The 21,850-nt window shown below is 69.8% G+C and carries 25 protein-coding genes; 14 read left to right on the top strand and 11 right to left on the bottom strand.

Translation table 11 applies throughout. The annotated features are described in order from the left end of the window. Positions 1–60: 60 nt before the first annotated feature. Both J3486_RS45170 and J3486_RS09070 read right to left on the bottom strand, forming a co-directional pair. The gene (locus J3486_RS45170; RefSeq protein WP_374194702.1) at positions 61–156 is read right to left on the bottom strand and encodes a putative leader peptide; all 96 of its coding nucleotides are present in this window, start codon (positions 154–156) and stop codon (positions 61–63) included. Positions 157–884: 728 nt separating this feature from the next. Beyond that, a complete protein-coding gene (locus tag J3486_RS09070) occupies positions 885–2,366 on the bottom strand; it encodes a CoA transferase (RefSeq protein ID WP_207819633.1) in 1,482 nt (493 codons plus the stop codon). 249 nt (positions 2,367–2,615) lie between these two features. Here J3486_RS09070 and J3486_RS09065 point away from each other — a divergent pair, with 249 nt between their 5' ends. The 4 genes from J3486_RS09065 (at position 2,616) to J3486_RS09050 (ending at position 6,804) form a co-directional block, all read left to right on the top strand. Continuing rightward, positions 2,616–3,803 (top strand): CaiB/BaiF CoA-transferase family protein, encoded by a 1,188-nt coding sequence (locus J3486_RS09065; protein ID WP_207819632.1) that lies wholly within the window; start codon positions 2,616–2,618, stop codon positions 3,801–3,803. Next, positions 3,787–4,920, top strand: a complete 1,134-nt coding sequence (locus J3486_RS09060) for an acyl-CoA dehydrogenase family protein (RefSeq protein WP_207819631.1) — start codon at positions 3,787–3,789, stop codon at positions 4,918–4,920. The genes J3486_RS09065 and J3486_RS09060 overlap by 17 nt, the downstream gene beginning before the upstream one ends. Continuing rightward, entirely contained in the window at positions 4,917–5,810 is an 894-nt protein-coding gene (locus J3486_RS09055) for an acyl-CoA dehydrogenase family protein (RefSeq protein WP_207819630.1), read from the top strand. Before J3486_RS09060 ends, J3486_RS09055 begins: the two co-directional genes overlap by 4 nt. A 97-nt stretch (positions 5,811–5,907) precedes the next feature. Then, positions 5,908–6,804, top strand: coding sequence for a LysR family transcriptional regulator (locus tag J3486_RS09050; RefSeq protein WP_207819629.1), 897 nt, complete (start codon positions 5,908–5,910; stop codon positions 6,802–6,804). A gap of 75 nt (positions 6,805–6,879) precedes the next feature. Here the strand turns inward: J3486_RS09050 and J3486_RS09045 are convergent, their stop codons facing one another. The 3 genes from J3486_RS09045 to J3486_RS09035 all read right to left on the bottom strand — a co-directional run bounded on the left by J3486_RS09045 (position 6,880) and on the right by J3486_RS09035 (position 8,978). Further along, entirely contained in the window at positions 6,880–7,434 is a 555-nt protein-coding gene (locus J3486_RS09045; protein ID WP_207819628.1) for a dihydrofolate reductase family protein, read from the bottom strand. Positions 7,435–7,484: 50 nt separating this feature from the next. Next, complete coding sequence (locus tag J3486_RS09040) at positions 7,485–8,204, bottom strand: helix-turn-helix domain-containing protein (protein WP_207819627.1); 720 nt, start codon at positions 8,202–8,204, stop codon at positions 7,485–7,487. Positions 8,205–8,657: 453 nt separating this feature from the next. Then, complete coding sequence (locus J3486_RS09035) at positions 8,658–8,978, bottom strand: helix-turn-helix transcriptional regulator (protein WP_207819626.1); 321 nt, start codon at positions 8,976–8,978, stop codon at positions 8,658–8,660. Positions 8,979–9,062: 84 nt separating this feature from the next. Here J3486_RS09035 and J3486_RS09030 point away from each other — a divergent pair, with 84 nt between their 5' ends. Then, positions 9,063–9,413, top strand: a complete 351-nt coding sequence (locus J3486_RS09030; RefSeq protein WP_207819625.1) for a VOC family protein — start codon at positions 9,063–9,065, stop codon at positions 9,411–9,413. Between the two features lie 138 nt (positions 9,414–9,551). Here the strand turns inward: J3486_RS09030 and J3486_RS09025 are convergent, their stop codons facing one another. Next, on the bottom strand, positions 9,552–9,782 hold the full coding sequence (locus J3486_RS09025) for a hypothetical protein (protein ID WP_207819624.1): 231 nt from the start codon (positions 9,780–9,782) through the stop codon (positions 9,552–9,554). 230 nt (positions 9,783–10,012) lie between these two features. Between J3486_RS09025 and J3486_RS09020 the strand changes: the two genes are divergently transcribed. The 7 genes from J3486_RS09020 to J3486_RS08990 all read left to right on the top strand — a co-directional run bounded on the left by J3486_RS09020 (position 10,013) and on the right by J3486_RS08990 (position 14,494). Then, on the top strand, positions 10,013–11,011 hold the full coding sequence (locus J3486_RS09020; RefSeq protein ID WP_207819731.1) for a helix-turn-helix domain-containing protein: 999 nt from the start codon (positions 10,013–10,015) through the stop codon (positions 11,009–11,011). A gap of 349 nt (positions 11,012–11,360) precedes the next feature. Beyond that, complete coding sequence (locus J3486_RS09015) at positions 11,361–11,822, top strand: DUF2871 domain-containing protein (RefSeq protein ID WP_207819623.1); 462 nt, start codon at positions 11,361–11,363, stop codon at positions 11,820–11,822. A 7-nt stretch (positions 11,823–11,829) separates the two neighbouring features. Continuing rightward, complete coding sequence (locus J3486_RS09010) at positions 11,830–12,198, top strand: DUF4267 domain-containing protein (protein ID WP_207819622.1); 369 nt, start codon at positions 11,830–11,832, stop codon at positions 12,196–12,198. Positions 12,199–12,262: 64 nt separating this feature from the next. Next, complete coding sequence (locus J3486_RS09005) at positions 12,263–12,772, top strand: cupin domain-containing protein (protein WP_207819621.1); 510 nt, start codon at positions 12,263–12,265, stop codon at positions 12,770–12,772. 173 nt (positions 12,773–12,945) lie between these two features. After that, positions 12,946–13,467: a hypothetical protein gene (locus tag J3486_RS09000; protein ID WP_207819620.1), complete on the top strand. Its 522-nt coding sequence runs from the start codon at positions 12,946–12,948 to the stop codon at positions 13,465–13,467. Next, positions 13,464–13,880: a hypothetical protein gene (locus J3486_RS08995; RefSeq protein ID WP_207819619.1), complete on the top strand. Its 417-nt coding sequence runs from the start codon at positions 13,464–13,466 to the stop codon at positions 13,878–13,880. Before J3486_RS09000 ends, J3486_RS08995 begins: the two co-directional genes overlap by 4 nt. Before the next feature lie 107 nt (positions 13,881–13,987). After that, positions 13,988–14,494, top strand: a complete 507-nt coding sequence (locus J3486_RS08990) for a peptidoglycan-binding protein (RefSeq protein ID WP_207819618.1) — start codon at positions 13,988–13,990, stop codon at positions 14,492–14,494. Positions 14,495–14,679: 185 nt separating this feature from the next. Here J3486_RS08990 and J3486_RS08985 read toward each other — a convergent pair whose 3' ends face one another. From J3486_RS08985 to J3486_RS08970, 4 genes are all read right to left on the bottom strand, one after another. After that, complete coding sequence (locus J3486_RS08985; protein ID WP_207819617.1) at positions 14,680–15,246, bottom strand: peptidoglycan-binding protein; 567 nt, start codon at positions 15,244–15,246, stop codon at positions 14,680–14,682. 391 nt (positions 15,247–15,637) lie between these two features. Beyond that, on the bottom strand, positions 15,638–16,525 hold the full coding sequence (locus J3486_RS08980) for a hypothetical protein (protein ID WP_207819616.1): 888 nt from the start codon (positions 16,523–16,525) through the stop codon (positions 15,638–15,640). A gap of 88 nt (positions 16,526–16,613) precedes the next feature. Beyond that, complete coding sequence (locus tag J3486_RS08975) at positions 16,614–17,009, bottom strand: hypothetical protein (protein ID WP_207819615.1); 396 nt, start codon at positions 17,007–17,009, stop codon at positions 16,614–16,616. Positions 17,010–17,336: 327 nt separating this feature from the next. Beyond that, positions 17,337–18,581 (bottom strand): MFS transporter, encoded by a 1,245-nt coding sequence (locus J3486_RS08970; RefSeq protein ID WP_307804740.1) that lies wholly within the window; start codon positions 18,579–18,581, stop codon positions 17,337–17,339. Positions 18,582–18,653: 72 nt separating this feature from the next. On the opposite strand from J3486_RS08970, the gene J3486_RS08965 reads away from it, so the two are divergent. Beyond that, positions 18,654–19,676 (top strand): GlxA family transcriptional regulator, encoded by a 1,023-nt coding sequence (locus J3486_RS08965; RefSeq protein ID WP_207819613.1) that lies wholly within the window; start codon positions 18,654–18,656, stop codon positions 19,674–19,676. A 171-nt stretch (positions 19,677–19,847) separates the two neighbouring features. Next, complete coding sequence (locus J3486_RS08960; RefSeq protein WP_207819612.1) at positions 19,848–20,387, top strand: hypothetical protein; 540 nt, start codon at positions 19,848–19,850, stop codon at positions 20,385–20,387. Positions 20,388–20,617: 230 nt separating this feature from the next. On the opposite strand, the gene J3486_RS08955 is transcribed toward J3486_RS08960, so the two are convergent. Beyond that, positions 20,618–21,784, bottom strand: a complete 1,167-nt coding sequence (locus J3486_RS08955; protein ID WP_229377685.1) for an NAD(P)-dependent alcohol dehydrogenase — start codon at positions 21,782–21,784, stop codon at positions 20,618–20,620. Positions 21,785–21,850: the final 66 nt, after the last annotated feature.

Here is a 21,850-nt window from a genome sequence, read left to right as displayed (position 1 = left end):
GGCACGGCGGGTGAGAGGAAAAGAAGGAGAGAGGAGAGAGGAGAAGGGAGAGGCCGGCCTTCAGCTACAGATCGCGCTGGCCTGACGGCACAGGTCGACATGGCGTCGCGCCACCAGCGCGACGCACACCCCTGTGCGGACAGTGGAGAGCCTCATGATCACGCACGCTGTCAGGGCGAGCGGTGGCCGTCAATACAGAACGCGGCCGATGGGGAAGGGCTTCATACGCCGTTCATACCGGCGCGTCGACCCGATGCGCCCGCGGTGGGCGCCCCCTCGACAGACATGTTGCGCTCGGTGGTGAAAGGACGCGGGCGGCGGTGTGTTGGTCGGGCACAGGCCCGCGGAGCGCGACGAAGAGTCCGGGGTCTGTCCGGCGAGTCCTGACCAAGGTCCGCCAGGATGCTCGGGATCAGGGGGGGTCGGGTCGGTCTCGCCCCATGCGACGGCGACTCGTGTGCACGCCGTTCGGGGGTCGGTCCTGCGGAAGACGACGCCTTTGAGGCGGATCCGGCGGATCCTCTCTGGGGCCGGCGACACGCCTGGACCGGTTTCCACCAGGGCGCGGACCGTCTGCCGTACCACGGCGTGCGGGGCTACCAGGGGGTGGAGCCCGCGGCGACGCGGAGATCGACGATCTGGTCGTACAGCGGCGGACCGACGGCACGCGGCAGAAGTGCGTCATCTCCAGGATGTCCAGCGCCACGGCGGGAAACGGTTCCCGGAAGGTACGCAGGAGGCTGGGGAGGACGGTGAGGGCGAGCGAGGCCGCGAGGCCGCCGCGCCGTGACCAGGGGCGGCGGCCGGCCCCCTGCGAGGTGGAGGAGAGTCTGCCGAGCGGCGGGGCGCAGTTCTCGCCCTGCCGGCGTGAGGCTGATGCGGGGTCACCAGGCCAGAGGGGAGGCGCCGAGCGGTTCGGCGCCGCGGTCCAGGTGCGGGCGCAGGGTCGAGTACGTGATGCGGGTGGGCAGGTAGCCGACCTCGCCGAACGGCCCCTGCACGGTGGCCAGTTCACCTACGGCGCGCCCCGGGTCGGGGGCGGGCAGCGCGGCGACGGCGGCGCGGGGGAACAGTCCGAGGTCCTGCACCCACATGCAGACCTTCGCCAGGTCGATGTGCACTCGCCAGCTGCCCCCCTCGCATGCCCGGCGGCGCAGCGCCTCGATCGTCCCGGCCGCGCCGAGGATCGCCGCGAGGTAGTCGTTGAGGAGGTAGGTCGGCGGCAGCCGCGGAGCGTCGAAGGAGCCCTCGGCGGCGGCGAATCCGGTGGCGGCGCAGGCGAGTTGGTCGAAGCCGCCGCGCCGTGACCAGGGGCCGGTCGTGCCCCAGCCGTGGTAGTCGAGGATCACCAGGCCGGGGCGCTGTGCGAAGAGGGCCTCGGGGCCGAAGCCCTTGGTGTCCAGGTTGAGGTAGTTGCTGACGTACACGTCCGCCTCGGTGAGCACCTGCCGGAAGGCCGCGGCCTGCGCCGGGTCGAGCAGGTCGCAGAAGGCGGCGCGCTTGCCGATCCCGGTCTCGATGATCATTCCGTTGGGGTCGGGGTGCACGGGCGAGGAGACGTGCAGGACGTCGGCGCCCAGCTCGGCGGAGACCCGTGCGGCCATCGGGCCTGCGATGACGTGGGAGTTGTCGAGCACGCGCAGCCCCGCCAGTGGCAGGTCCCCGACGGCCGGGAAGGGCTCGGGCGCACTGTCGGCCACCTTCTCCAGATGGATCAGCGGTCGGCCGTCGAGGAGGCGCCCCTGCGGGTGGGCGCGCCACTCCGCTTGCGTGCGTACGGCGATGGCGGTGCCGCCGCGCGAGCAGACCGCTTCCTCAAGCGCGAACGCGTCCCAGTGCGCGATCGCGTCGGCCATGCGCTGCCGGTCCGGCGGGCAGTCGAGCACCTCGCAGGCGATGTCGCGCAACTGCGGGTAGGAGAGCAGCACGTAGATGTGGCGGCCGTCGGCGGCGCGGTAGAAGTCGCTGTTGCCCAGCAGGTTGGGATCCTCGCCCAGCTCGGTCACGGACACGCCGCTGACCCGGGTGAGGAAGACCGCCATCAGCTGGTGGATCGCGGACTCGACGGAGACGGTCACGTCCTGACCGGCCCCGCCGCGCTCCCGCCACAGCGCCGACACCTCGGTGCCGAGCGCCGCGAGAGCGGCCGCGCAGGCTTCGCCGATGCGGTGCACGGAGGGGGTCAGCGGGTCGGCGCCGGTGATGGTCACCTTGCCGCCGGCCTGTTCACCGGTGATGCCGAGCTGGTGGTAGAGGTCCTGCAGTGCGTCGTACGCGTTCGTGGTCCCGGTCCCGGTCCCGGTCCCGGTCCCGGTCCCGGTCCCGGTCTCGGTCCCAGTCCCGGTCCCGGTCGCGCTCTCGGTCATGGCCCTTGTCCTTCCGCGGTGGCTGGTTCGGCATTTCCATAAGAGCAGCGGGAATTGAAGGACGTCCAATACAAGTGACAGTGGGAAGCGATATGCAATGCCCTATACGTGTGGGCTGACCTGCTGTCATATCCGGTCCGCTATCGGCTTCTCGGGTGGCCGGTATTGGACACGCCCTGCGGTTCGGACTTTTCTTGAAGGTGTCGCAACGACCGACAGGAATTCCATGAAGGGAATGCCGTGAAAGGAATGCTTTCCGGAGTCCGCGTCGTCGAACTGGGCAGCGTGATCATGGTTCCGTATGCCGCCCAACAACTCGGTGACCTGGGTGCTGACGTCATCAAGGTCGAGGCCCCGGGCGGAGACATGACCCGCCACTATCCACCGGCCCGGCACCCCGCCATGGGCGGCGCCGGCCTCAATCTCAACCGCAACAAGCGCAGCGCGGTCATCGATCTCAAGGCGCCGAACGGCCGCGACGCGCTGCTCGCCCTGATCCGTACGGCGGACGTGTTCGTGACCAACGTCCGCCCGCAGGCCCTGGCCCGGCTCCGGCTCGGGTACGAGGAACTGCGGGCGATCAACCCCGCTCTGGTGTACGTCAACGCGCAGGGCTTCCGCTCGGACTCCGCGCTCGGCGGCCACGCCGCGTACGACGACATCATCCAGGCCGTGTCCGGTCTGGTGTGGCTCAACGAGCAGGCGGGTGGAGAACCTCGGTTCGTGCCCAGTCTGATCGCCGACAAGGTCTGCGGACTGCAGATCAGTCAGTCCGTCCTCGCCGCCCTGCTGCACCGTGAGCGCGGCGGCGGCGGACAGCACATCGAGGTGCCGATGGCCGACACCATGCTCGCCTTCAACCTGGTGGAGCACCTGGCCGGGGCCGTCATGGAGGGCGAGTTCGGCGCGCCGCGCTCGCTCAGCCGCACCCGGCGGGCGCAGCGTACGGCGGACGGCTGGATGTGCGTCCTGCCGCACAGCGACCGCAACTGGCGGGACCTGTGCACCTTCGCCGGGCGCCGCGAGCTCGTCGCCGACCCACGGTTCGCCGACCGCGCGCTGCGAGCCCGCAACGCCGACGCGATGTACCCGGTGCTGGAGGAGATGACGCTGACGCGCACCTGCGCCGAGTGGCAGGAGTTCTGCGACGGTTCCGGCATCCCCGCCTCTCCCGTGCTCAGCCTGGAGTCGGCTGTCGCCACCGCCTACGCCCGCGACGGCGGACTGCTGGCCGAGGCCGAGCACCCCACCGAGGGCAGGTACCGCTCCATCGCCCGCCCGGTGCGCTACTCCGCCGACCCCGAACCGGCCGTTCGCCCCTGTCCCGCCCTCGGGGAGCACACCGACGAGGTGCTGCGCGAGGCCGGTTTCGATCCCGCCCTGCTGAACCAGTCGAGCGACCTGAACAAGGAGCAGTGCCATGACCACGACCACTGACACCGTTCAACTGCGCCGGGAGGTCAGGGAGTTCCTCGTCGAGGAGCGCGCCCGCGGCACGGTGCTCGGCCGTCCCGACTCCTGGCTGACCGGCTGGGACCCGGAGTTCAGCCACCGGCTCGCCGGGCGCGGCTGGGTCGGCATGGCGTTGCCGCCCGAGTACGGGGGCGGTGGGCGCGGGTTCGCCGCCCGCGTCGTCGTGATCGAGGAGTTGCTCGCCGCCGGGGCTCCCGTCTCGGCGCACTGGGTCGCCGACCGCCAGGCAGGGCCCTCGATCCTGGCCCACGGCACCGAGGAGCAGAAGCAGCGGTTCCTGCCCGCCATAGCCGCCGGGCGCTGCTTCTTCTCCATCGGCATGAGCGAACAGGAGGCCGGGTCCGACCTGGCCCATGTGCAGACCCGCGCCGAACGGGTGCCCGGCGGCTGGCGGCTGACGGGTACGAAGAAGTGGACCGGCGGCGCACACGTCAACGACTACGCGATCGTGCTGGCCCGAACCAGCGAGCGCGAGGACCGGCACCAGGGGCTCAGCCAGTTCATCGTGGACCTGCGCGCCCCCGGCGTACGCACGGAGCCGATCCGTCTGCTCACCGGCGAGCACACCTTCAACTGGTTCCACCTCGACGGTGTGGAGGTTCCCGACGGCATGCTGCTCGGCCAGGAGGGCGACGGCTGGAAGCAGGTCACCGGCGAGCTGGCCTTCGAACGCAGCGGGCCCGAGCGGTACCTGTCCACCTTCCCGCTGCTGGTCTCACTGACGCGCGAACTGCGCCGGGGCGCTGCGACCCCCGACCAACAGGCCCGGCTCGGCGCCCTGCTCGCCCGGATCTTCGCGGTACGCCAGCTCTCGCTCGGTGTCGCCGACGCGCTGGACGCGGGCCGCCCCGCCGACGTGCGGGCCGCACTGGTCAAGGACCTGGGCACGCGCCTGGAAGGCGAGCTCGTCCACGAGGCACGGCGCATCCTGCCGGTCACCGCCGACACCGCGGCCACCCCCGGCTCGTATCCCCATCACCTCGCCTACGCGCTCCTGCACAGCCCCGGCTACACGCTGCGTGGCGGCACCAACGAGATTCTTCGCGGCATCATCACCCGCGGTCTGGAGCAGCAGTCATGACCACCACCTTGACCACCCACGTCACCGCCCTGCGTGAGGCGGGCCGCCTCGCCGAGCCCGGCCCGTTCGCCGATACCGTGCTCGGGCACCTCGAACTCGCCCTCCCTGACACCGCGTTGACGGTCGCACTCGCCGACGGCCTCACTCTCGCGTACGCCCACCCCGCCGTCACCCGGGTCGGCCCGGTCGGCACCTCGGGCGAGGACGCCGCCCTGCACGTCTCGGGCACCCTGCCCCGGGTGCCGTACGGCGCCACGTCCACGGTCCTCGTACTGACGCAGGGTCCGGGCGGGCCTGTCCTGTTCCCGGTCGAGACAGGCCGAACCACCGTCACCGTCGTCCGCGGCACCAACCTCGCCGGTGAGCCCCGCGACACCCTCCACCTGCACGACTACGCGGTGGCCGCCGCCGACGTCCACCCCCTCGCCCCGGCCGAGCTCGCCGAGGCCGAGCTCCGCGCCGCCCTCGCCCGCGCCGCGCTCATCGCCGGCGCCGCCGAGCGCTGCGTCGAGCTGACCGTCCAACACACCACCACCCGTGTCCAGTTCGGCCGCCCGCTCAGCCGCTTCCAGGCCGTCAAGCAGGAGGAGGCCCGCCTGATCGAGGAGTGTGCACTGGTCCGTGCCGCCGTGGACGCCGCCGCCCGCGGCCTGTCGCCGGTCGCCGTGGCCGCCGCCAAGGCGCAGGCCTCCGCTTCGGTCGCCGAGATCGCCCGTATCGCCCACCAGCTGCACGGCGCGATCGGCTTCACCGAACTCAGCGAACTGCGCCTGGCGACCACCCGGTTGTGGTCCTGGCGCGACGAGGACGGTGACGAGACGTACTGGGGCGCACGGCTGGGCCGCGAGGCGCTCGCCGCGGACGACGTCTGGGCGCTGCTCGCCGGTTGACCCGTGGGTCCCCGGCCCCGGGCCCCCGGCCGACCGGGGCCCGGGCAACTGGCCGCACCGACAGACCATGTGAGCTGCGTCGATCTACGCTCACCGTATGGATCTCACGCCCCGCCTGCTGGAACAGTTCACCGTCCTGGCCGAGGAGAAGCATTTCGGCCGCGCGGCGAGCCGTCTGATGATGAGTCAGCCACCGCTCAGTCAGGCGGTCCAGCGCCTGGAGCGGATCATCGGCACCCGCCTGCTCGACCGGAGCAGTCAGGGCGTCAGCCTGACCCCCGCCGGTGAGGCCTTCGCGACCGACGCCCGAAAGATACTGGAGGCGCAGGAGTCCGCTCTCGCCCGCGCGCGCCGGATCGCCTCCGGCAAGGAGGGCGAAGTGCGGGTCGGCTTCGTCACCGGCCTCGGCCACTGGCACCTGCCGCGGGTGCTCGCCGACGCCGCCGAGCAACTGCCGGGCCTGCGGCTGCACGTGCGGCAGGGATCCAGCGGGGCGCTGACCGAGCTCGTCCGCAGCGGCACCGTGGACCTCGCGCTGGTACGCCAGCCCGAACTCGACGAGGACGACCTGACGGTCCACCGGCTCACCGAAGAACGCCTCGTCGCCGCCCTGCCCGTGGCGGACCCCCTCGCCAAGAACGAGCGCCTCGCGCTCGCCGACCTGCGCCACCACCAGTTCGCCGGCCTCGGCGACGGGCCACTGCAGCAACTGGCACGGCGCGTGCTCCAGGCATGCGAACGCGCGGGTTTCGTCCCCGGCCTGCAGGCTTACGCTGACGACCTGCCGGGCCTGCTCGGCTACGTCGCCTCCGGTCTGTGCGTCGCCCTGGTCCCCGAGCACACCGCCGCGCTCTCCTTCCCGGGCATCCGCTTCCTCCCGCTCACCGACGAGGCGCCCGAACTCACCACCACCATCGCGGCCCTGCACCGGCCGCACGCCGACCCGGCCGTACGCTCGCTGCTCGCCGTCGCAGCCGCCTCGCTCTCGGGCTGACGAGCTCGTCGGTCGGCAACCCGTCCGCTACGTCCTCCGGAACGGAGCTGTCCGCCTGCCGCTACGGTCCAGCGCTCAGCGCATCGGACGGTACGTCGCGATGATCACGCCACTGCTGGTGGGCTCGGCGCTGACCAGTTCCAGCTTCTTCAGAGCAGTGTCGTCCTTGAACAGCTTCTTCCGGCCTTCGCCGGCCACCACCGGGTGGATCAGCAGCACCAGTTCGTCCAGCAGATCCATCTCCAGCAGCGAACGCACCAGCGTCGGGCTGCCCGCGACGGTGATGTCCTTGCCCTCGCCCGCCTTGAGCTTCTCGATCGCGGCCGGCAGGTCGCCGTTGATGAGGGTGCTGTTGGCCCAGTCCTCGACGCTGTCCAGGGTGGAGGAGACGACGTACTTGGGGGACTCGTTGATCCACCGGGCGAAACCGGCGTCCTCGCCGCTGGTCACCGTCGGCCAGTAGCCGGCCCACTCGGTGAAGGTCACCCGGCCCATCAGGATCGTGTCCGCCGTCTCCAGCGCCTTCCCCAGCGCCGCGCCCATCTCCGCGTCGAAGGCGAACTGCCACTGATCCGGTGACTGGACGACACCGTCGAGCGAGATGAACGGACTCGAAACGACCTTGCGCATGATTCCTCCGTGATGAGTTCCGGGCCGCCTGCCCGGCTACGTGAGGAAACCTATGCGGGCATCGAGGACGAGGGCTTGTACAGAAGCGACAGGGGTTCGGTCGCGTCCGGGCAGCTCAACCGCGTGGCGGTCCGGCCGATGTACCGGGTCAAGGACCGAGCCAGGTGTGGCTGATCGAAGTAGCCCAGCCGGTGCACGACGTCCTGGGCAGGTGTGCCCTCCTGGATCAGCACCGCCGCCTCACGGGCCCGTTGGATCTGCCGGATGGCGCCCCGGGTGAGCCCCGTGGTCGCGACGAAGCGGCGTTGGAGGGTGCGCTCGGAGACATCGGGAGCGGCGCCGTCGAGCACGGCGGGCACGATCGGGTCGCGGTCCACGATGCCCTCACGCACCATGCGCCGTACGAACGCCTCCGCGTTGTCGTAATCGGGCGGATGCCAGGCAGAGCCCTTCAGCCAGACCGAGCGGCGCGTCACATCGGGTATCTCCGCGCTGGCGCCCACGAGCCGGCTGATCGGTATGTGCGGCATCGAGGTACCCAGCGCGAAGCTGATGCCGAAGAACGTGGCGTCCTTGGGCACGGCGGCCGGACAAGCCCTGGGTTCGGGGCCCATGACGGCCGCCTGGACCTGGCCTTCGTGCTCCCAGAAGACGAGCTCCCAGTGCGATGCCGCGATCGACGTCATCCGGCCCACCGCGTCGCTGCGGCTGCGCCAGACCCGCTCGATGTACGGCAGCTCCGACGGTCTGCTCTCGATCTCCAGACCCACCGCATCCCCCCACAACTGCTGCCTGAGCGGTCAGTGTGCCACGCCGCCATGACAGCCGGGCCGCGTGCGAGACGAGCAGGGAGGACCGGCGCGGACCGGTCCGACCGAGTGTCTCGCACGGTCGCTTCTTGGTAAGTGCCGCTCCAGCCACGCCCATGCGGCGCCGCTGAGATCATCCCGACGGCGCTGTCCGCGGCCTCGGCAGACCAAGCACACCGTCCCGGTGCTGCAGACGCGGCCGACCATGCGGCGGCGCCGCGGAAGCGTCGGCGGCCGGCCTCCGGGCTCCGACCGCGGACGGCCCGCCCGTCGCAAGGCGGTGCGGCGAACCACCTTGGCGCGCAGAGGAGTTCGGTCGGTGGCGACCCGATACAACAAAGGAGGCATACGTGTTCGGCGACACCGCTGGCCCCACCACGGTCCGGCTGTGGCTGCGTTCCTGACCTGCGGGGGTCACGCGATGTCGGCGTGCCGGTCGACCTCGTCCAGCACGGCGTCGAGCAGACGGGGGAAGCGGGCGTCGAGCTCTTGGCGGCGGAGGGTGACCAGGCGGGTCTTCCCGCTGGTGCGCACGGAGATGACGCCCGCTTCGCGCAGGATGCGCCAGTGGTTGGACAGGGTGGAGCGGGCCACGGTGACGCCTTCCGGGCTGCAGGTGCATTCTCCGTCCGCGGCCAGGCGTCGCAGCAGGTCCAGGCGGACCGGGTCGCCGAGTGCGTGCAGCACGGTGGCGATGGCGAAGTCCTGGGGCCGGGGCTGGGGCAGTGCGGGCATCGGGTCGTCCTCCTTTGGGTCTGTGTCTATGATGACGCACGATTCCACAGTTCGGGAATATCGAATTGATCTTCAGGGGTGGGCGTGAAGGTACTGAGGACACTGGCTCGGCTGTACGTGGACGATCTGGATCGGGCGTTGCCTTCACTGCGCGCGCTGACCGGGGAGGACGTCAGGATGCGCTTCCCCTACGCCGACGTGGAACTGGCGGGGATCGGCGGGTTCCTGGTCGTGGCGGGTACGGAGGAGGCCCTCGCCCCCTTTCGGGACGTGCGGAGCACGGTCCTCGTCGACGATCTCGACGGCCTGGGCGATCTTCTCGATGCGCACGGCGGCGAGATCCTCTCCGGCCCGCATCAGGTCCCCACCGGCCGTAATGCCACGGTGCGACACCCTGGTGGCATCGTTTTCGAGTACGTCGAGCACGCCGTGTGAGGTCGCCTACGGGCATCCCCGAGAGGATCGCCCCTGACCCGTCGGGTGCGGTGCTCTCCAGGAGCCGCTGCGCGCCCGGGACCGGCAGGCCCTGGGCGAACCGGGGCGGCCGGCGCCCCGAGTCGACGGGGAGGCGGGTCAACGGGATCGTCGGGCGGCGTTCGACCGATGGTGTTCCAGCGCGCCGATGGACAGTGCCGCCGCGCCCATCAGCCCGAACGTGATCGAGCTCGACGCGCCTCCGTGGTGCCGCTCCCAGATACGGAACCCGACCAGAAGAACGACGGCTCCGAACAACGCGACCTGTATCCACCGGATGGTCGCGGCCTGCGGGCCGTGACCACCGACGTCGCTGTCCCTTGTCCGCACCGGCGAACTCCTCTGCATCTCGAGTGCGCCAACTGTACTGCCGGCGCCAGCCGTTGGAGCCGATCGGACCTGGCCCGTCCGCCGCTGCCGCGGGGGCGCCGGTGGTGAGCACGGGGTCGAGGCGGCCCGGCCGGGCCGAGTCGGCTCGGCATACAGCGCCGCGAGTGATCGTTGCGTTGGTCGGGCGAGAAGACCGAGCGGGGTAGAAGAAGCAAGCTGGAGGCTTGACGATGTGGCATGGTGCTGACTCGGTACAGGTGCCGGTGACGGACAGATTCGACTGGTTTGCGCAGACGGTGTCCAACGCGTTGATGCCTTCCGCGTTCGCTCCGCAGGATGCTGCCGGATTTCATGCGGAAGGTGCCTTCCTGGACCTCGGTGCGGCCCAGGTGTCGAGGTTCTCGTATGCACCACTGCGTTCATGGCGCACCCCGGCGCTGATCCGCCGTGGGGATCCGGAGCAATACCAACTGGGTCTGGTGACCAGGGGATCCGCCTGGTACGCGCAGGGGGACAGCGAGGCGGAGCTGTACGCCGGGGACATGGTGCTGTGGGACACCTCCCGCCCGTACAAGTCCGGTTCGGGCCTCGACGGCGGCACGGTGGATGCCCTGGTCCTGCAGATACCCAAAGCGCGGATGCCACTGCCCTCCCAGCAGATCGACCGACTGCTCGCACGACGCATGTCCAGCGGCACGGGCATGGGGGCCATCCTGGCCCAGTTCCTGGTCTCTTTGGCCGGGAGCGGTCCGGACTGCAGGCCCCTGGATCTGGGTGTGCTCGCCAACTCGGCAGTGGAGCTGGCCGTTTCGTGCCTGAGCCAGCAACTGGGCGCGGAAGTGCATACACCGGCCGGCGCCCGGGCGCAGGTCATGCGGCGTCGGATCGACGCCTTCATCGAACAGAGGCTGGGCGATCCGGGCCTGACACCCCGTGCGATCGCCGATCATCACCACATCTCGCTGCGCACCTTGTACACGCTGTTCCAGAGCCATGACGAGTCTCTTGGCGCGGGCGAAGGGGTGGCGGCGGTGATCCGCCGACGTCGACTGGAGCGCTGCAGGGCCGACCTGGCCCGTCCGCAGCTGCGTCATCTTGCCGTTCACGTCATCGCCGCTCGGTGGGGGTTCACCAGTGCGGCGTCGTTCAACCGGACCTTCCGTGCCAGTTACGGGACCACCCCGCACGCTTACCGCACCGAGGCCATGGGGTCCGGGCGGAGGGTATGACCTGGCGGACAGAAGACACATCGGTCCGGGGCGCGTGAGCCGGGGACGGCGCTCGACGGATTCCGCGTGGGCGGGGACCTCAAGGCACTTCCAGGTCGCACCCTCACGCAGCTCCTGCACGCGTTGTCCGTGAGGTCTGCACGCGATGCGCCTCACTCCGTGCGGCGTCGGCCTAGCATCCGGAAGCGGGATCGACGGAGGCAGCGGAGTCACACGTATGCCGTTCGTATGCCGAGCCGGGCCGATCGCCCGTGCGCAGCGCGGTCGTTGCCCCTTGATTGTCGACGTCATCGCCCTCGGCCCTGCTCCGTCAGCTGTGGAACACCGCACCCGAAGAAGGCAACCGCGCATGAAGAAACTCCTCAACGCCGCCCACCTCTACATGATCCTCGGTGTGGTCAGCGGCCTGTACTACCGGGAACTCACCAAGGCCGAGCATTTCACCGGGCAGACCCAGCTGGGGGTCGTGCACACCCATGTTCTCGCCCTGGGAATGCTGTTCTTCCTCGTCGTGCTGGCGCTGGAGAAGCTGTTCTCCCTGACGGCCAGTGCGCTGTTCGGCTGGTTCTTCTGGATCTACAACGCGGGCCTGGTCATCACCGTCGGCATGATGACCCTGCACGGCACCCTGACGGTCCTCGGGCGCGACAGCGGCGCCGCCGTATCAGGCATCGCAGGCCTCGGCCACATCCTGCTGACCGCGGGTCTGGTCCTGCTGTTCATCACGATCGGCAAGCGCCTGCAGGCCCAGCCGCAGCCATCCACCGCGGGCGCGGCCACCGTCGCCCCTTCGACGCTCCAGGACCGGTGACACCTCCATGACGATCACCGCATACACCCTCGCGATTCTTCTCGATCTGCTCGTCCTGTTCGTCGGCGCGCGGTTCCTCTACTCCCCACATGCCGCGGCCAACGGGTACGGAGTCGCGTCCCCATCGGGCAGTCCCACCGCCTACCTGCGTATCAAGGGCCTGCGTGACGGCAGTTACGGCCTGCTCGGTCTCGCCCTGCTTGCGTTCGTCGGAGCCCGCGCCGAAGCCTGGTACATGCTCGTCGTCGCGCTGCTGCCGCTGGGCGACACCTTGATCGTGCTGCGCAACGGCGGTTCCCGGGCGATCGCCTTCGGCATCCACTTCGCCACCGCTGTCCTGGTGTTGGTGGCGTCCGCCCTGCTGTTCGCCCTCTGACCCGGCACATCGGCACAACTCCTCGGCGTCGAGCCGACCTGAACCCCTCACGGAGGATTGAAGGATGTCCCTCATCACTGGAGATTTCGATGAATCCGTGGTGGTCCGCGCCGCGCAGGCCGAGGTCATCGGCCGGGCCCCGAGCACGGTCCGGCTCCTGGCGGACAGCAGCGCGACCGGTGGCGCCCTGTCCACGCAGCGGGTCACCCTCACCCATGGCGCGGACGGTGCCCGGCCGCACCACCATGCCCACTCGGCCGAACTGTTCTACCTGTTGGACGGGACCGCGCAGCTCCTGTCCGGCGAACAGCTCGTCACAGCCGAACGCGGCGACCTGGTCATCGTCCCGCCCGGCCTGGCCCACGCCTTCGCGGCCGCACCCGGCCACGACGCCGACATCCTCATCGTCATCACCCCGGGTGTCGAGCGCTTCGAATACTTCCGGCATCTCGAGCGCATCGCCTACGGCAAGGTCCCACCCGAGAGCCTTCTGGATGTCCAGGAGCTTTACGACACGTACTTCGCGACCAGCACCACCTGGACCAATGCCAGGGAGGCGCACCCTGCCGGCTGACTGGCCTGGACGGTTGAGCGGAAGGCCGACCGTACGCGGGGGACGGCCGCAGCCGATGGCGTGCCCGCCCACGTGCTCCGGGAGCACCACACACCACACACCACACACCACACACCACACACCACACACCACACACCACACACCACACACGGGAAATGGCCATGCTCAAACACGTGACACGCACACTCGCCGCACTTGCGCTGACGGTTGCCGCCCTTGCTACCGGCGCCACTCAGGCCAGCGCGCGGTCCGCGCCCACAGGTTTCATCTGCTACCAGGCACACGTGCAGAACATCGGGTGGATGGACTGGAACTGCGACGGTGAATGGGCAGGCACCCGAGATCGCGCGCTGAACCTCGAAGCCGTCCGCATCCATGTCAACTCCGGGACCGACTCCTTCAAGGTCTGCGCCAAGGCCCACCGGTCCAACTACGGCTGGGACGACCACTACGAGTGCGCCAGCAATGGCCACGACATCCAGATCGGCACCACCGGAACCATTGGCTACTACAACCCGATGGAGGCCATGCGGGTCTACTTCGACGTGTCCATGGGCACGCCGGACGGCAACGCCTACGTCAGGAACATCGGCTGGCTGCCCGGACCCACCTTCTACAACTACGGGGGGACCATGGAGATCGGCACCACGGGTCGTGGTATCCCGATGGAGTCGTTCTGGATCAAGTCGGTTTGATCCGAGGCAGGGGCGCGGCAGCCACCCCCGCCCCTGGACACCACCTCGCGAGCGGACTTTTCGGCTATGCGGCCGCCCACTGGTGGACCGGCGAGTGGGACGCGGCACTCGCCCGTGCCACCGACATCGCCCGTGCCCACGACGACTCCCTCGGCCTGGCCTGGATGCACCGCAGGACCGCCGTCGCCCACGGCACGGCCTACCGCGACAAGGAGGCACTGGACGAACTGGAGCGCGCCCTGCAGCTGTTCACGGAGCGCGGAGACCGCCTTGCCCGGGCCTCCACCCTGGCAACGTGGCCAACGCCCACGTCCAGCTCAAGGACGGCGCCCGCGCGCTGCCCTGCGCCGAGCTGTCCGGCCCGCGCCCGCCAGCACCTCGGCCTGGAACGCCTTGCGGAACAGGGATTCTGAGCGGCGTTGGGCCGATGTTGGGTCGTCGTTGGAGACATCCGGTGAAGTGCGTGACGGCAACGGGCCCGTACGCAGGCGGCCCGCGGAAGGCAAGGAAGAGAACAGACATGTTCAAGAAGAAGACCGGCACGCTGCTCGCTGCCGCGGCGCTCGCGGCCGGCGTCCTCGGCGTCACCACGACCACCGCGCAGGCGACCACGGCCAACGGGTACGTCGACGGGTCCGGCCCCATCCACGACGACTGGTCCGACGAAGGCATGCTCTCCGTCACCCAGCACCCGCGCAGCGGCGCCACGGGTCTGTGGCAGATGGTCCTCTGGCAGGACGGCTACCTCACCGAAGCCGACGTCGACTGCAAGTTCGGCGCCAGGACGCAGGAGGCCACCAAGCGCTGGCAGGCCGACCACCTCGGCGCTTCCGAGGCGGACGGCGTCGTCGGCCCCAAGACCTTCGGCAAGGCCTCCCAGAACCTCGACTACGGCAGCAGCGGCTCCATCCTCTACAAGAAGCAGTACCTGGGCCGCGAGCCGGGCTCCAACCGGTACTTCTTCTCCACCGACTACAGCCACGGGTTCATCTTCGCGGACTACAACAGCATGACCGGCTGCCCGTAACTCCCGGATCACGGGGGAACAGCGGGGGAGCACGGCGCAAGGGCGGCGCCCGGACCGGGGGAATCCGGTCCGGGCGCCGACGTCGTGAGGTGACCTGAACCGGACTCCGTTCAGTTGCGGCACCGGAAGATGATCCGCATGAATTCTCCGCCTGGGGCGCGGCCCGCTCCGGAAAATCTAGTGGGTCAGCTGCACGAGTTGTAGTCGTACCCGGCCGCCCTCACATTCCCCTTGCGGTCGATGAAAAGGTAGTGGCCGTACTGATCCCGCGTAAGGGGGAGGTGATAACCAGAATACGGTCCCTGGTATTGGAGATACAGATTCTGTCCGTCTGCCTCACTACCGGATACGTACCGCAGGCCCGCGCCGCTCCAGCTGTCCACAGCGCCCCAGGTTCCCTTGCCCACCGACCCGTCGGCGGTGAGGCCGAACCATCTCTGCAGCTTCTTTGTGGCGTCCTGGGTCTTCAGGCCGAAGATTCCGTCGATCTCCGTCTCCGCGAGATACCCGTGAGCCCACAGGATTCTCTGCCACAGGCAGATGGCATTGGAGCCGCGGCTGCCCTCGGGCCCGCCGACTTGCAGGATGCCTTCATCGCCGAAGTCGTCGGTGAAGGTTCCGCCCCCGGTCACATAGGGCAGGCCGCTGTAGTACCCGACCGCAGCCGCAGGCGTGGTGCTGGAGGCCAGCATGCTGGCAGCCAGCGCTACCACCGCGCACGCTCCCAGCCTGATCCGCTTACCTGTTGACATAGTTCGACTCCTGGTTCCATTGAAGAGGGGAATGCGCCTCGACGGCATGTGGCCACGCGTTCTTCCCGTTCCGCGTTTTCACGCCATCGGCGCATGATTGCCCGACCGCTCAACGCGACGTCAACGCCTGCTCAACGCCGGGAGCCGTGCGGCATGAACGGGACGGCCCCGAGCCGGTTTTCCCTCGGCTTTCACGCCCGGCTCCGATACCCGACAACGCTTCGTGCGGCAGCGCCCGCGCCTTACGACGGCGGCTTCCGCGGCAACCGTGCTCCCGGTGCCCATGGAACCGCGTCTTCCTTGACACGCCGTCGTCACGCGGGCACGGTCACGTCGGGGAGCGCCGTGGCCGAGCGGTGTGGGGCCTGAACGCTGCCGCGGCCCTGGCGGATCAGGCCTTGGGGAACGAGATCCGGATCCGGTAGCGCTTCTCCAACTCGGCTATCTTCTTGGGGAGTTCGGCACACACCCTCGCGATCTCGGCGGCGTGAGAGGTCTTGAACCGCACGGCCGCCTGCTCGCGGAGTGGCAGCCTCGCTGCTTCCGCGGGCTTCATGCAGGTGGCGTAGATGGGTCCGAGGCTGCGGGCGGCTGAGGCGTCGGCGGCCTGCAGCCGTTGGTCGACGAGGTTGAGGAAGGCGCTCTCGTCGCGCGCGTTCACCTGGTGGGCGGTGAAGCAGTCGCCGAGGCCGGCGAAGGCCCGCCGGACCTCAGGGGCGCGGTCGACCGCCGCGATCTCGGCGAACCAGGCCGACTGCAGCGGACCGTAGATCCCGATGAGTTCGCGTCTGACCGCAGCGCCCTGGGCGACGCACTTGCGAAGCTCCGGGCTCGGCTCGGCGGGCGTGTCCGTCGTAGAACGGGTCGCGGGCGGCGTGCCCGGCACGACGCCGTTCCCCGCGAAGCCGTTTACGGCGAGGAAGTCCAGGTCGGGAAGGGCCTGGTACCGGGTGAACATCGGAGGCGGGGAGTTCGGGACGGTCCCGCCGAGACGTCGCGCGCATCGGTCGACGCCCCAGGCGGCGGCGATCCTGCCGAAGGCATCGAGGCCTTGGGCCCACCGGGTACCCACCCCCGTCGTCGGCAGCACCATGGAGGCGATGTCCGCGGGCATGTCGTACGAGATTGCCGCGGGGCGGTGCTGCGGGACGGCCGGGGCCGGCACGCTCGCGGGGCCCGCGGGGCTGGTGCAGGCGCCGACGAGAAGGCCCAACACTGCGCACAGGACGGCAGCGCCGAGGCGGCGCGAGCCGCGTGGGCGGCTGATGGGTCGGGGCATGCCGTGGCTCACTTCGTGGGCTCAGGGTGTGGTGTGAAAGGGGGCCGGGGGCCCGTCGCTCGGCGCGCGGCGGGCCCACCGGAGCCGGTCAGTGGGTGATCTCGACCCAGTCGCCGCCGTCCCACTTGCTGGCGACGCTGAACTCCCGGCCGCTGGTGAGGTTGGAGACCAGGACGATCTCGTTCAGGGCGTGGTGGCCGTCGTCGGCGTAGACGTAGCCGCGCGACCCGATGGTCCAGTAGCCGTAGGCGTCCCTGTAGTAGCCCGCGTACGCGTCTCCGTAGGCGCCGCTCTTGTCATCGGAATAGGTGAGATTCAGGTCGCGGCAGCCGCTGCTGGCCTTGTACGCCGACTGGCCGGGGCTCAGAAAGCCCGTCCAGAGTCCCGATGTCACGCAGCCGGCCGCCGAGGCGGAGGGTGCGGCGGTGAGCAGGGCGGCGGTGACGATGCCGACGGCGGCGAACCCGGCGAGGGACTTCCTCATGTGGATCTCCAAGGAACAGGGTGTGAGGGTCCGTCGAGTACGGACCGGCCTTCACCTTCGGCGTCCGGCGGGCGGCGACGCCAGGGGCCGCGGAGTTCCCGGGACGTCCCGGGTTTCCTGGGAACGCGCTCGGAGAGCCCCGCAAGCGGGCCGACAGCTCGCCGTCGCGCTCCTCGGCCTTTCCGAGCAGGTCGGTCTGCCACTTGGCGAAGCAGCAGGGGTGATCCGGCCCCCGCGGCCGCCCCGATGTCCCGGACGCCCGCGTCGGCCCACGCTCGAAGGCGCGCAGTACGGGCGTCCGGGTGGAGAAGTGCGTCATGCGTCTGATCACTCGGCGCATTGCAGCCCGCGGATCGCCGGGATGGCGAGCAGCGCCGCGCATCCGGCCAGGCAGACGGTGGACGACACCGTCAGCAGGCGTGCGGGGGACGCGAGTTCGATGGCCGGTCCGGCGAGGATCTGGCCGATGGCGATGCCGGACACCGAGCCCGCCAGCTCGTAGGCGGAGACCCGGTTGAGGACCTCGGGCGGGGTGTGGGTCTGCACGCTGGTCGCCCACATCACCGACCAGAACGCCAGCGCCGCGCCGCCGAGCGCATGCCCCACGAGGAGCACCGGCAGTTCGGAGCCCACCGCCACGCTCAGCGGCAGCACGGTGTACAGCGCCATGGCCACCGCGCCGGCGGCCAGCGGCCGTGCCGGGCGCACGCGCAGTGCCAGCAGCCCGCCGAGCACCGTGCCGACGCCGAGGAAGGAGACGGCCAGGCCGTAGGCGTTCGGGCCGAGCCGCTCACCGACCAGCGCCGAACTGAGCGGCACGAGCGGTCCGAAGACCAGCACGCCGTAGACCACCCAGATGAGGATCACGGCCCACATCCAGGTGCGGGCACGGAACTCCCGCCAGCCCTGACGCAGTTCGCGCCGCAGCGAACTCCCTGTCCGCGCGGGGGAGTCGGCGGCGTTCGGGGCGAGCCGGATGAGCGCCAGGCACAGGGCGCTGAGGAGAAAGGTGCCGGCGTCGATCGCGTACACGGTGCCGGCGTTGGTCACCGCGATCAGCAGGCCGGCGAGTGCCGGGCCGAGCAGGTGGGCGAGGGCGTCGGCCACCTTGAGCGTGGCGTTGGCCCGCTGCGGGTCGGCCGCCACCAGCGGCACCATGCCGTTCACTCCCGGCAGGAACATCGCCACCGCCGCGCCGGCCAGCGCCGCCATCGACACCAGGAGCCAGAACGGCGGTGTTCCGGTGAAGAACGCGACGGCGAGCACGCCCTGGGTGAGGACCCGGACGAGGTCGGCGCCGACCATCATCCGGCGCGCCCCGAACCGGTCGGCGAACACTCCGCCGAACAGCACCAGCACGACGAACGTGCCCGTCCACACGCCGAGCACGAGGCCGACGCCCGACACCCCGTACAGCGCGCCGACCGCGAGGGCGGCGGCCACCGGCATCATCGCGTCGCCGAGCAGCGAGACCGCGCGGGCGGCGAAGTAGGGCGTGAAGCGCCGGTCCCACAGCGGGGATTCCGGGATGCTCGGGGCGCTCTGGGTGCTGTGTGTCGCTGTGGAAGTCACAGGGCCGATTTTGGACTGGACCAATGAGTCGATCTCAGTGTCTCGAACGACACGATGAGGTACTTTCGCGCCATGACCCCGGTTTCGCCGCCGAACTCGCCCGCAGTGCACCGGGTTGTGGCGCTCATCCAGTCGCCGCAGCCCACCTTTCCCCTTGCCTGTGCGAGCGAGGTGTTCAGCGACCACAGCCCGGCTGTCCCCGTCCGCTACGCATTCGAGACCTGCACTCCGCGCCCCGGGCCGGTGTCCACCCGGGCCGGCTTCGACCTGCTGGTCGAGGCGGGCCTCGAAGCGCTCGAGCACGCGGACACCGTGCTGGTCCCCGGCTGGCAGCAGCCGCGCGATGGCGACGTGCCACCGGCCGTCGTCGCGGCGGTGTCCCAGGCGCACGCACGCGGCGCACGGATCGTCTCCCTTTGCTCGGGAGCCTTCGTCCTCGCCGCCGCCGGGCTCCTCGACGGCCGCCGGGCCGCCACCCATTGGGCCGAGGCCGCCGAACTGGCAGCCCGCTTCCCGCGGGTGCGGGTCGATCCCGCGGTTCTCTACGTCGACCACGGCGACGTTGCCACCAGCGCCGGATCGGCGGCTGCCGTGGATCTCTGTCTCCATCTGGTCAGTTCCGACTTCGGCTCCGCGTACGCCCTGCGGATCGCCCGGCACCTGGTGATGCCGCCCCATCGCGAAGGCTGTCAGCTTCAGTACGCCGAACTGCCCACAAGTGGGCCTGTCGCCGACTCCCTGGCCCCCTTGCTGGACTGGCTCACCGACAACCTGGACCAACCTGTCAGTCTCGCCGACATGGCGGCCCGCACCGGGGTCTCCGGCCGTACCCTGACCCGGCGGTTCACCGATCAACTGGGCATCAGCCCCGGGCGCTGGCTGATGGACCGGCGTATCGCCGCCACCCGTGCGCTGTTGGAGGAGACCGATCTCCCCGTCGAAGCCATCGCACACCGCGTAGGCCTCTCCTCCGCCGTCAACCTCCGCCGTCGTTTCCACGAGGCCCTGCGCACCACACCCGGCGCCTACCGGAGAGCCTTCCGAGCGGGGCAGGCCAAGCAGCCCGAGACCGAGCAGGCGTACGCCCATCGCTGACAGTGCGGTCGACGGCAACGACACCACCTGGCGGGGCACGACCGTTCGGCGAGCCTGCGCCAGTCGGCGGAATGAACTCGATGTGCCCGGCCTCCACAGTCCGAGCACCACGGTGGACCGTCGGATGCGTGGGCAGAGCCACCTCGCGAGCTGGGACGTAGGGTCTCCTGCATGCAAGCAGATAGTTCTCCAGAACCTCGTTCTCTCCTGATCAACGGCACTGTCGGCGTCGGCAAGACATCAGTGGCTGAGAGCGTGGGCGGCCTTCTCGCCGATGCGGGGGTGCCCCATGCCGTCATCGACCTCGACTGGCTGTGTCAGTCATGGCCGGCGGCACCGGAAGATCCCTTCAACTTCGGCCTGATGCTGCGGAACCTTCGCAGCATGGCCGAGAATTACTTCGCTGCTGGGGCGGTTCGGCTGGTTCTCGCCGGTGTGATCGAGGACTTGGACGGTCGAAAGTTGTGCGGCGATGCGGTCGGGACGGACCTTTCGGTGTGCCGGCTCCAGGTCGATCTGCCGGTCAACCACCAGCGACTCATGCGGCGCCACGAGAACGAGCCCGAGGCGTTGCGTTGGCACTTGGCCAGGGCTACCGAGCTGGCCAAGATCCTCGACCGCGCGGCAGTCGATGACTTCACCCTTGACACCACGACGCGCTCGGTCGACGAGGTCGCAGCCGATGTGATCAAGAAGGTCGGCTGGCTGTGACCTCGTGCTCATGGGTGCACGCCGGCCGCGGATCGTCTCGATCGAGACGATCCACGGAGCCGGTGCGAGGGATGGGAGAGCGTCCGGCCCGGTGAACCGCGAGACCTCGATGAAGGTGTTCGCGGGGTGGACGCAGACCGCTCCCCGTGTGCTCGGCCTGCTCCACTCTGTAGCGCTGTGATGGCGGTGGACCGCTGCCCGTGACGGACCCGGGCAGGAGGCAACCCGGCTCAGGGGATGCTGATCACCACCTTGCCGAAGGGACCGCCGGTGCTGAGGTACTCGTACGCCTTGACCGCCTCGTAGAAGGTGAAGACGCGGTCGATCACCGGGTGGAGGGCATGCTCGGCAAGGGTCGCGTTCATGCGCTCGAAGCTGCTCCGGGTGCCCACCGCCAGCCGCTGCAAGGAGAAGAAGCGGCCGTTGAACACGTCGGGGTCCATCAGCGTTCCGTCGCCAGGGAAGGCTCCGGTCACCGAGAGCTGCCCGTTGAAGCCGATGGACTGGATGGACTTGGCGATGCTGGGGGCTCCGACAGCCTCCAGCACGACGTCGGCGCCGCGTCCGGCTGTGAGCTCACCGACCGCGAGGTGCCAGTCGGGCGTCAGCTGCCGGTCCAGCACTTCGGCGGCGCCGAGCTCCTTCAGCCGCTTTGCCCTCTCCTCTCCGGAGGACACGACAATGACGCGTCCGCCCAGGGCGGCGGCGAACTGCACGCCGAACAAGGCCACCGCGCCCGCGCCGACCACGAGAACGGTGTCGCCCTCGTTCATCGGTCGCGGCCCGGTCGTCAGCCCCGACCAGGCGAGCACGCCGGCGCACGGAAGCGTCGCCGCCTCCTCGTAGGAGAGGTGCGCCGGGATTTGTACCACCGACTCCTCGTCGACCACCTGGTATCCGGTCAGCATCCCGTTCAGGTTGGCCCCGTACTGTTCGCCGACCAGCGGCAGTGTCATCGGGCCGTCGTTCCAGCGGCGGAAGTAGGTCACGGCCACCCGGTCGCCCACCTTGGCGCGTTGCACGCCGCTGCCGACCGCCACGACCTCGCCGGCACCGTCACTGAGCGGAACGACGCCAGGTGTCGCCGGGACCGGGTAGGTCCCGGCGAGAAGCATCAGATCCCGGCGGTTGAGTGAGGCCGCGCGTACCCGTATCAGCACCTCGTGAGGTCCGGGCGCCGCGAACTGCTCCTCCCGGACGGCCAGTCCGTCGAGGCCGTCCTGTGGGCGGTCGACGTGGTAGGCGGCCCCGGTCCAGCTCTGAGAATCCGTCATCGTGCTTTTCCTGTTCGTAAGTTGTGACATCGACGGCAACGCTATGGAGATCATGACTTCGGTCAGGCCCGTCGGCCGTGCGTCTCGCATCCCAGGGATGCCGCAAGGCGCGACCGCGGGCATTCGGGACGTTGTGAGACGCGCGGGACGCCCGGGACGCCCGGGGACCTCACGTGCGCCCTACTTGTG

Source organism: Streptomyces sp. VRA16 Mangrove soil, from assembly GCF_017377775.1.
Lineage (GTDB): Bacteria > Actinomycetota > Actinomycetes > Streptomycetales > Streptomycetaceae > Streptomyces.
The sequence above is the reverse complement of the archived record's forward strand: the minus strand, read 5'-3'. Positions and strand labels throughout refer to the sequence as shown.

What these genes read in the sequence shown, in the direction of transcription:
- J3486_RS09035 (WP_207819626.1), bottom strand. Translation starts at nt 8,978, where the DNA reads ATGCCCGCACTGCCCCAGCCCCGGCCCCAGGACTTCGCCATCGCCACC.
- J3486_RS09055 (WP_207819630.1), top strand. Translation starts at nt 4,917, where the DNA reads ATGACCACCACCTTGACCACCCACGTCACCGCCCTGCGTGAGGCGGGC.
- J3486_RS08990 (WP_207819618.1), top strand. Translation starts at nt 13,988, where the DNA reads ATGTTCAAGAAGAAGACCGGCACGCTGCTCGCTGCCGCGGCGCTCGCG.
- J3486_RS08955 (WP_229377685.1), bottom strand. Translation starts at nt 21,784, where the DNA reads ATGCCCGCGGTCGCGCCTTGCGGCATCCCTGGGATGCGAGACGCACGG.
- J3486_RS09010 (WP_207819622.1), top strand. Translation starts at nt 11,830, where the DNA reads ATGACGATCACCGCATACACCCTCGCGATTCTTCTCGATCTGCTCGTC.
- J3486_RS09070 (WP_207819633.1), bottom strand. Translation starts at nt 2,366, where the DNA reads ATGACCGAGAGCGCGACCGGGACCGGGACTGGGACCGAGACCGGGACC.
- J3486_RS45170 (WP_374194702.1), bottom strand. Translation starts at nt 156, where the DNA reads ATGAGGCTCTCCACTGTCCGCACAGGGGTGTGCGTCGCGCTGGTGGCG.
- J3486_RS08960 (WP_207819612.1), top strand. Translation starts at nt 19,848, where the DNA reads ATGCAAGCAGATAGTTCTCCAGAACCTCGTTCTCTCCTGATCAACGGC.
- J3486_RS09045 (WP_207819628.1), bottom strand. Translation starts at nt 7,434, where the DNA reads ATGCGCAAGGTCGTTTCGAGTCCGTTCATCTCGCTCGACGGTGTCGTC.
- J3486_RS08965 (WP_207819613.1), top strand. Translation starts at nt 18,654, where the DNA reads ATGACCCCGGTTTCGCCGCCGAACTCGCCCGCAGTGCACCGGGTTGTG.
- J3486_RS08980 (WP_207819616.1), bottom strand. Translation starts at nt 16,525, where the DNA reads ATGCCCCGACCCATCAGCCGCCCACGCGGCTCGCGCCGCCTCGGCGCT.
- J3486_RS09015 (WP_207819623.1), top strand. Translation starts at nt 11,361, where the DNA reads ATGAAGAAACTCCTCAACGCCGCCCACCTCTACATGATCCTCGGTGTG.
- J3486_RS08975 (WP_207819615.1), bottom strand. Translation starts at nt 17,009, where the DNA reads ATGAGGAAGTCCCTCGCCGGGTTCGCCGCCGTCGGCATCGTCACCGCC.
- J3486_RS08985 (WP_207819617.1), bottom strand. Translation starts at nt 15,246, where the DNA reads ATGTCAACAGGTAAGCGGATCAGGCTGGGAGCGTGCGCGGTGGTAGCG.
- J3486_RS09065 (WP_207819632.1), top strand. Translation starts at nt 2,616, where the DNA reads ATGCTTTCCGGAGTCCGCGTCGTCGAACTGGGCAGCGTGATCATGGTT.
- J3486_RS09005 (WP_207819621.1), top strand. Translation starts at nt 12,263, where the DNA reads ATGTCCCTCATCACTGGAGATTTCGATGAATCCGTGGTGGTCCGCGCC.
- J3486_RS09020 (WP_207819731.1), top strand. Translation starts at nt 10,013, where the DNA reads ATGTGGCATGGTGCTGACTCGGTACAGGTGCCGGTGACGGACAGATTC.
- J3486_RS09060 (WP_207819631.1), top strand. Translation starts at nt 3,787, where the DNA reads ATGACCACGACCACTGACACCGTTCAACTGCGCCGGGAGGTCAGGGAG.
- J3486_RS09050 (WP_207819629.1), top strand. Translation starts at nt 5,908, where the DNA reads ATGGATCTCACGCCCCGCCTGCTGGAACAGTTCACCGTCCTGGCCGAG.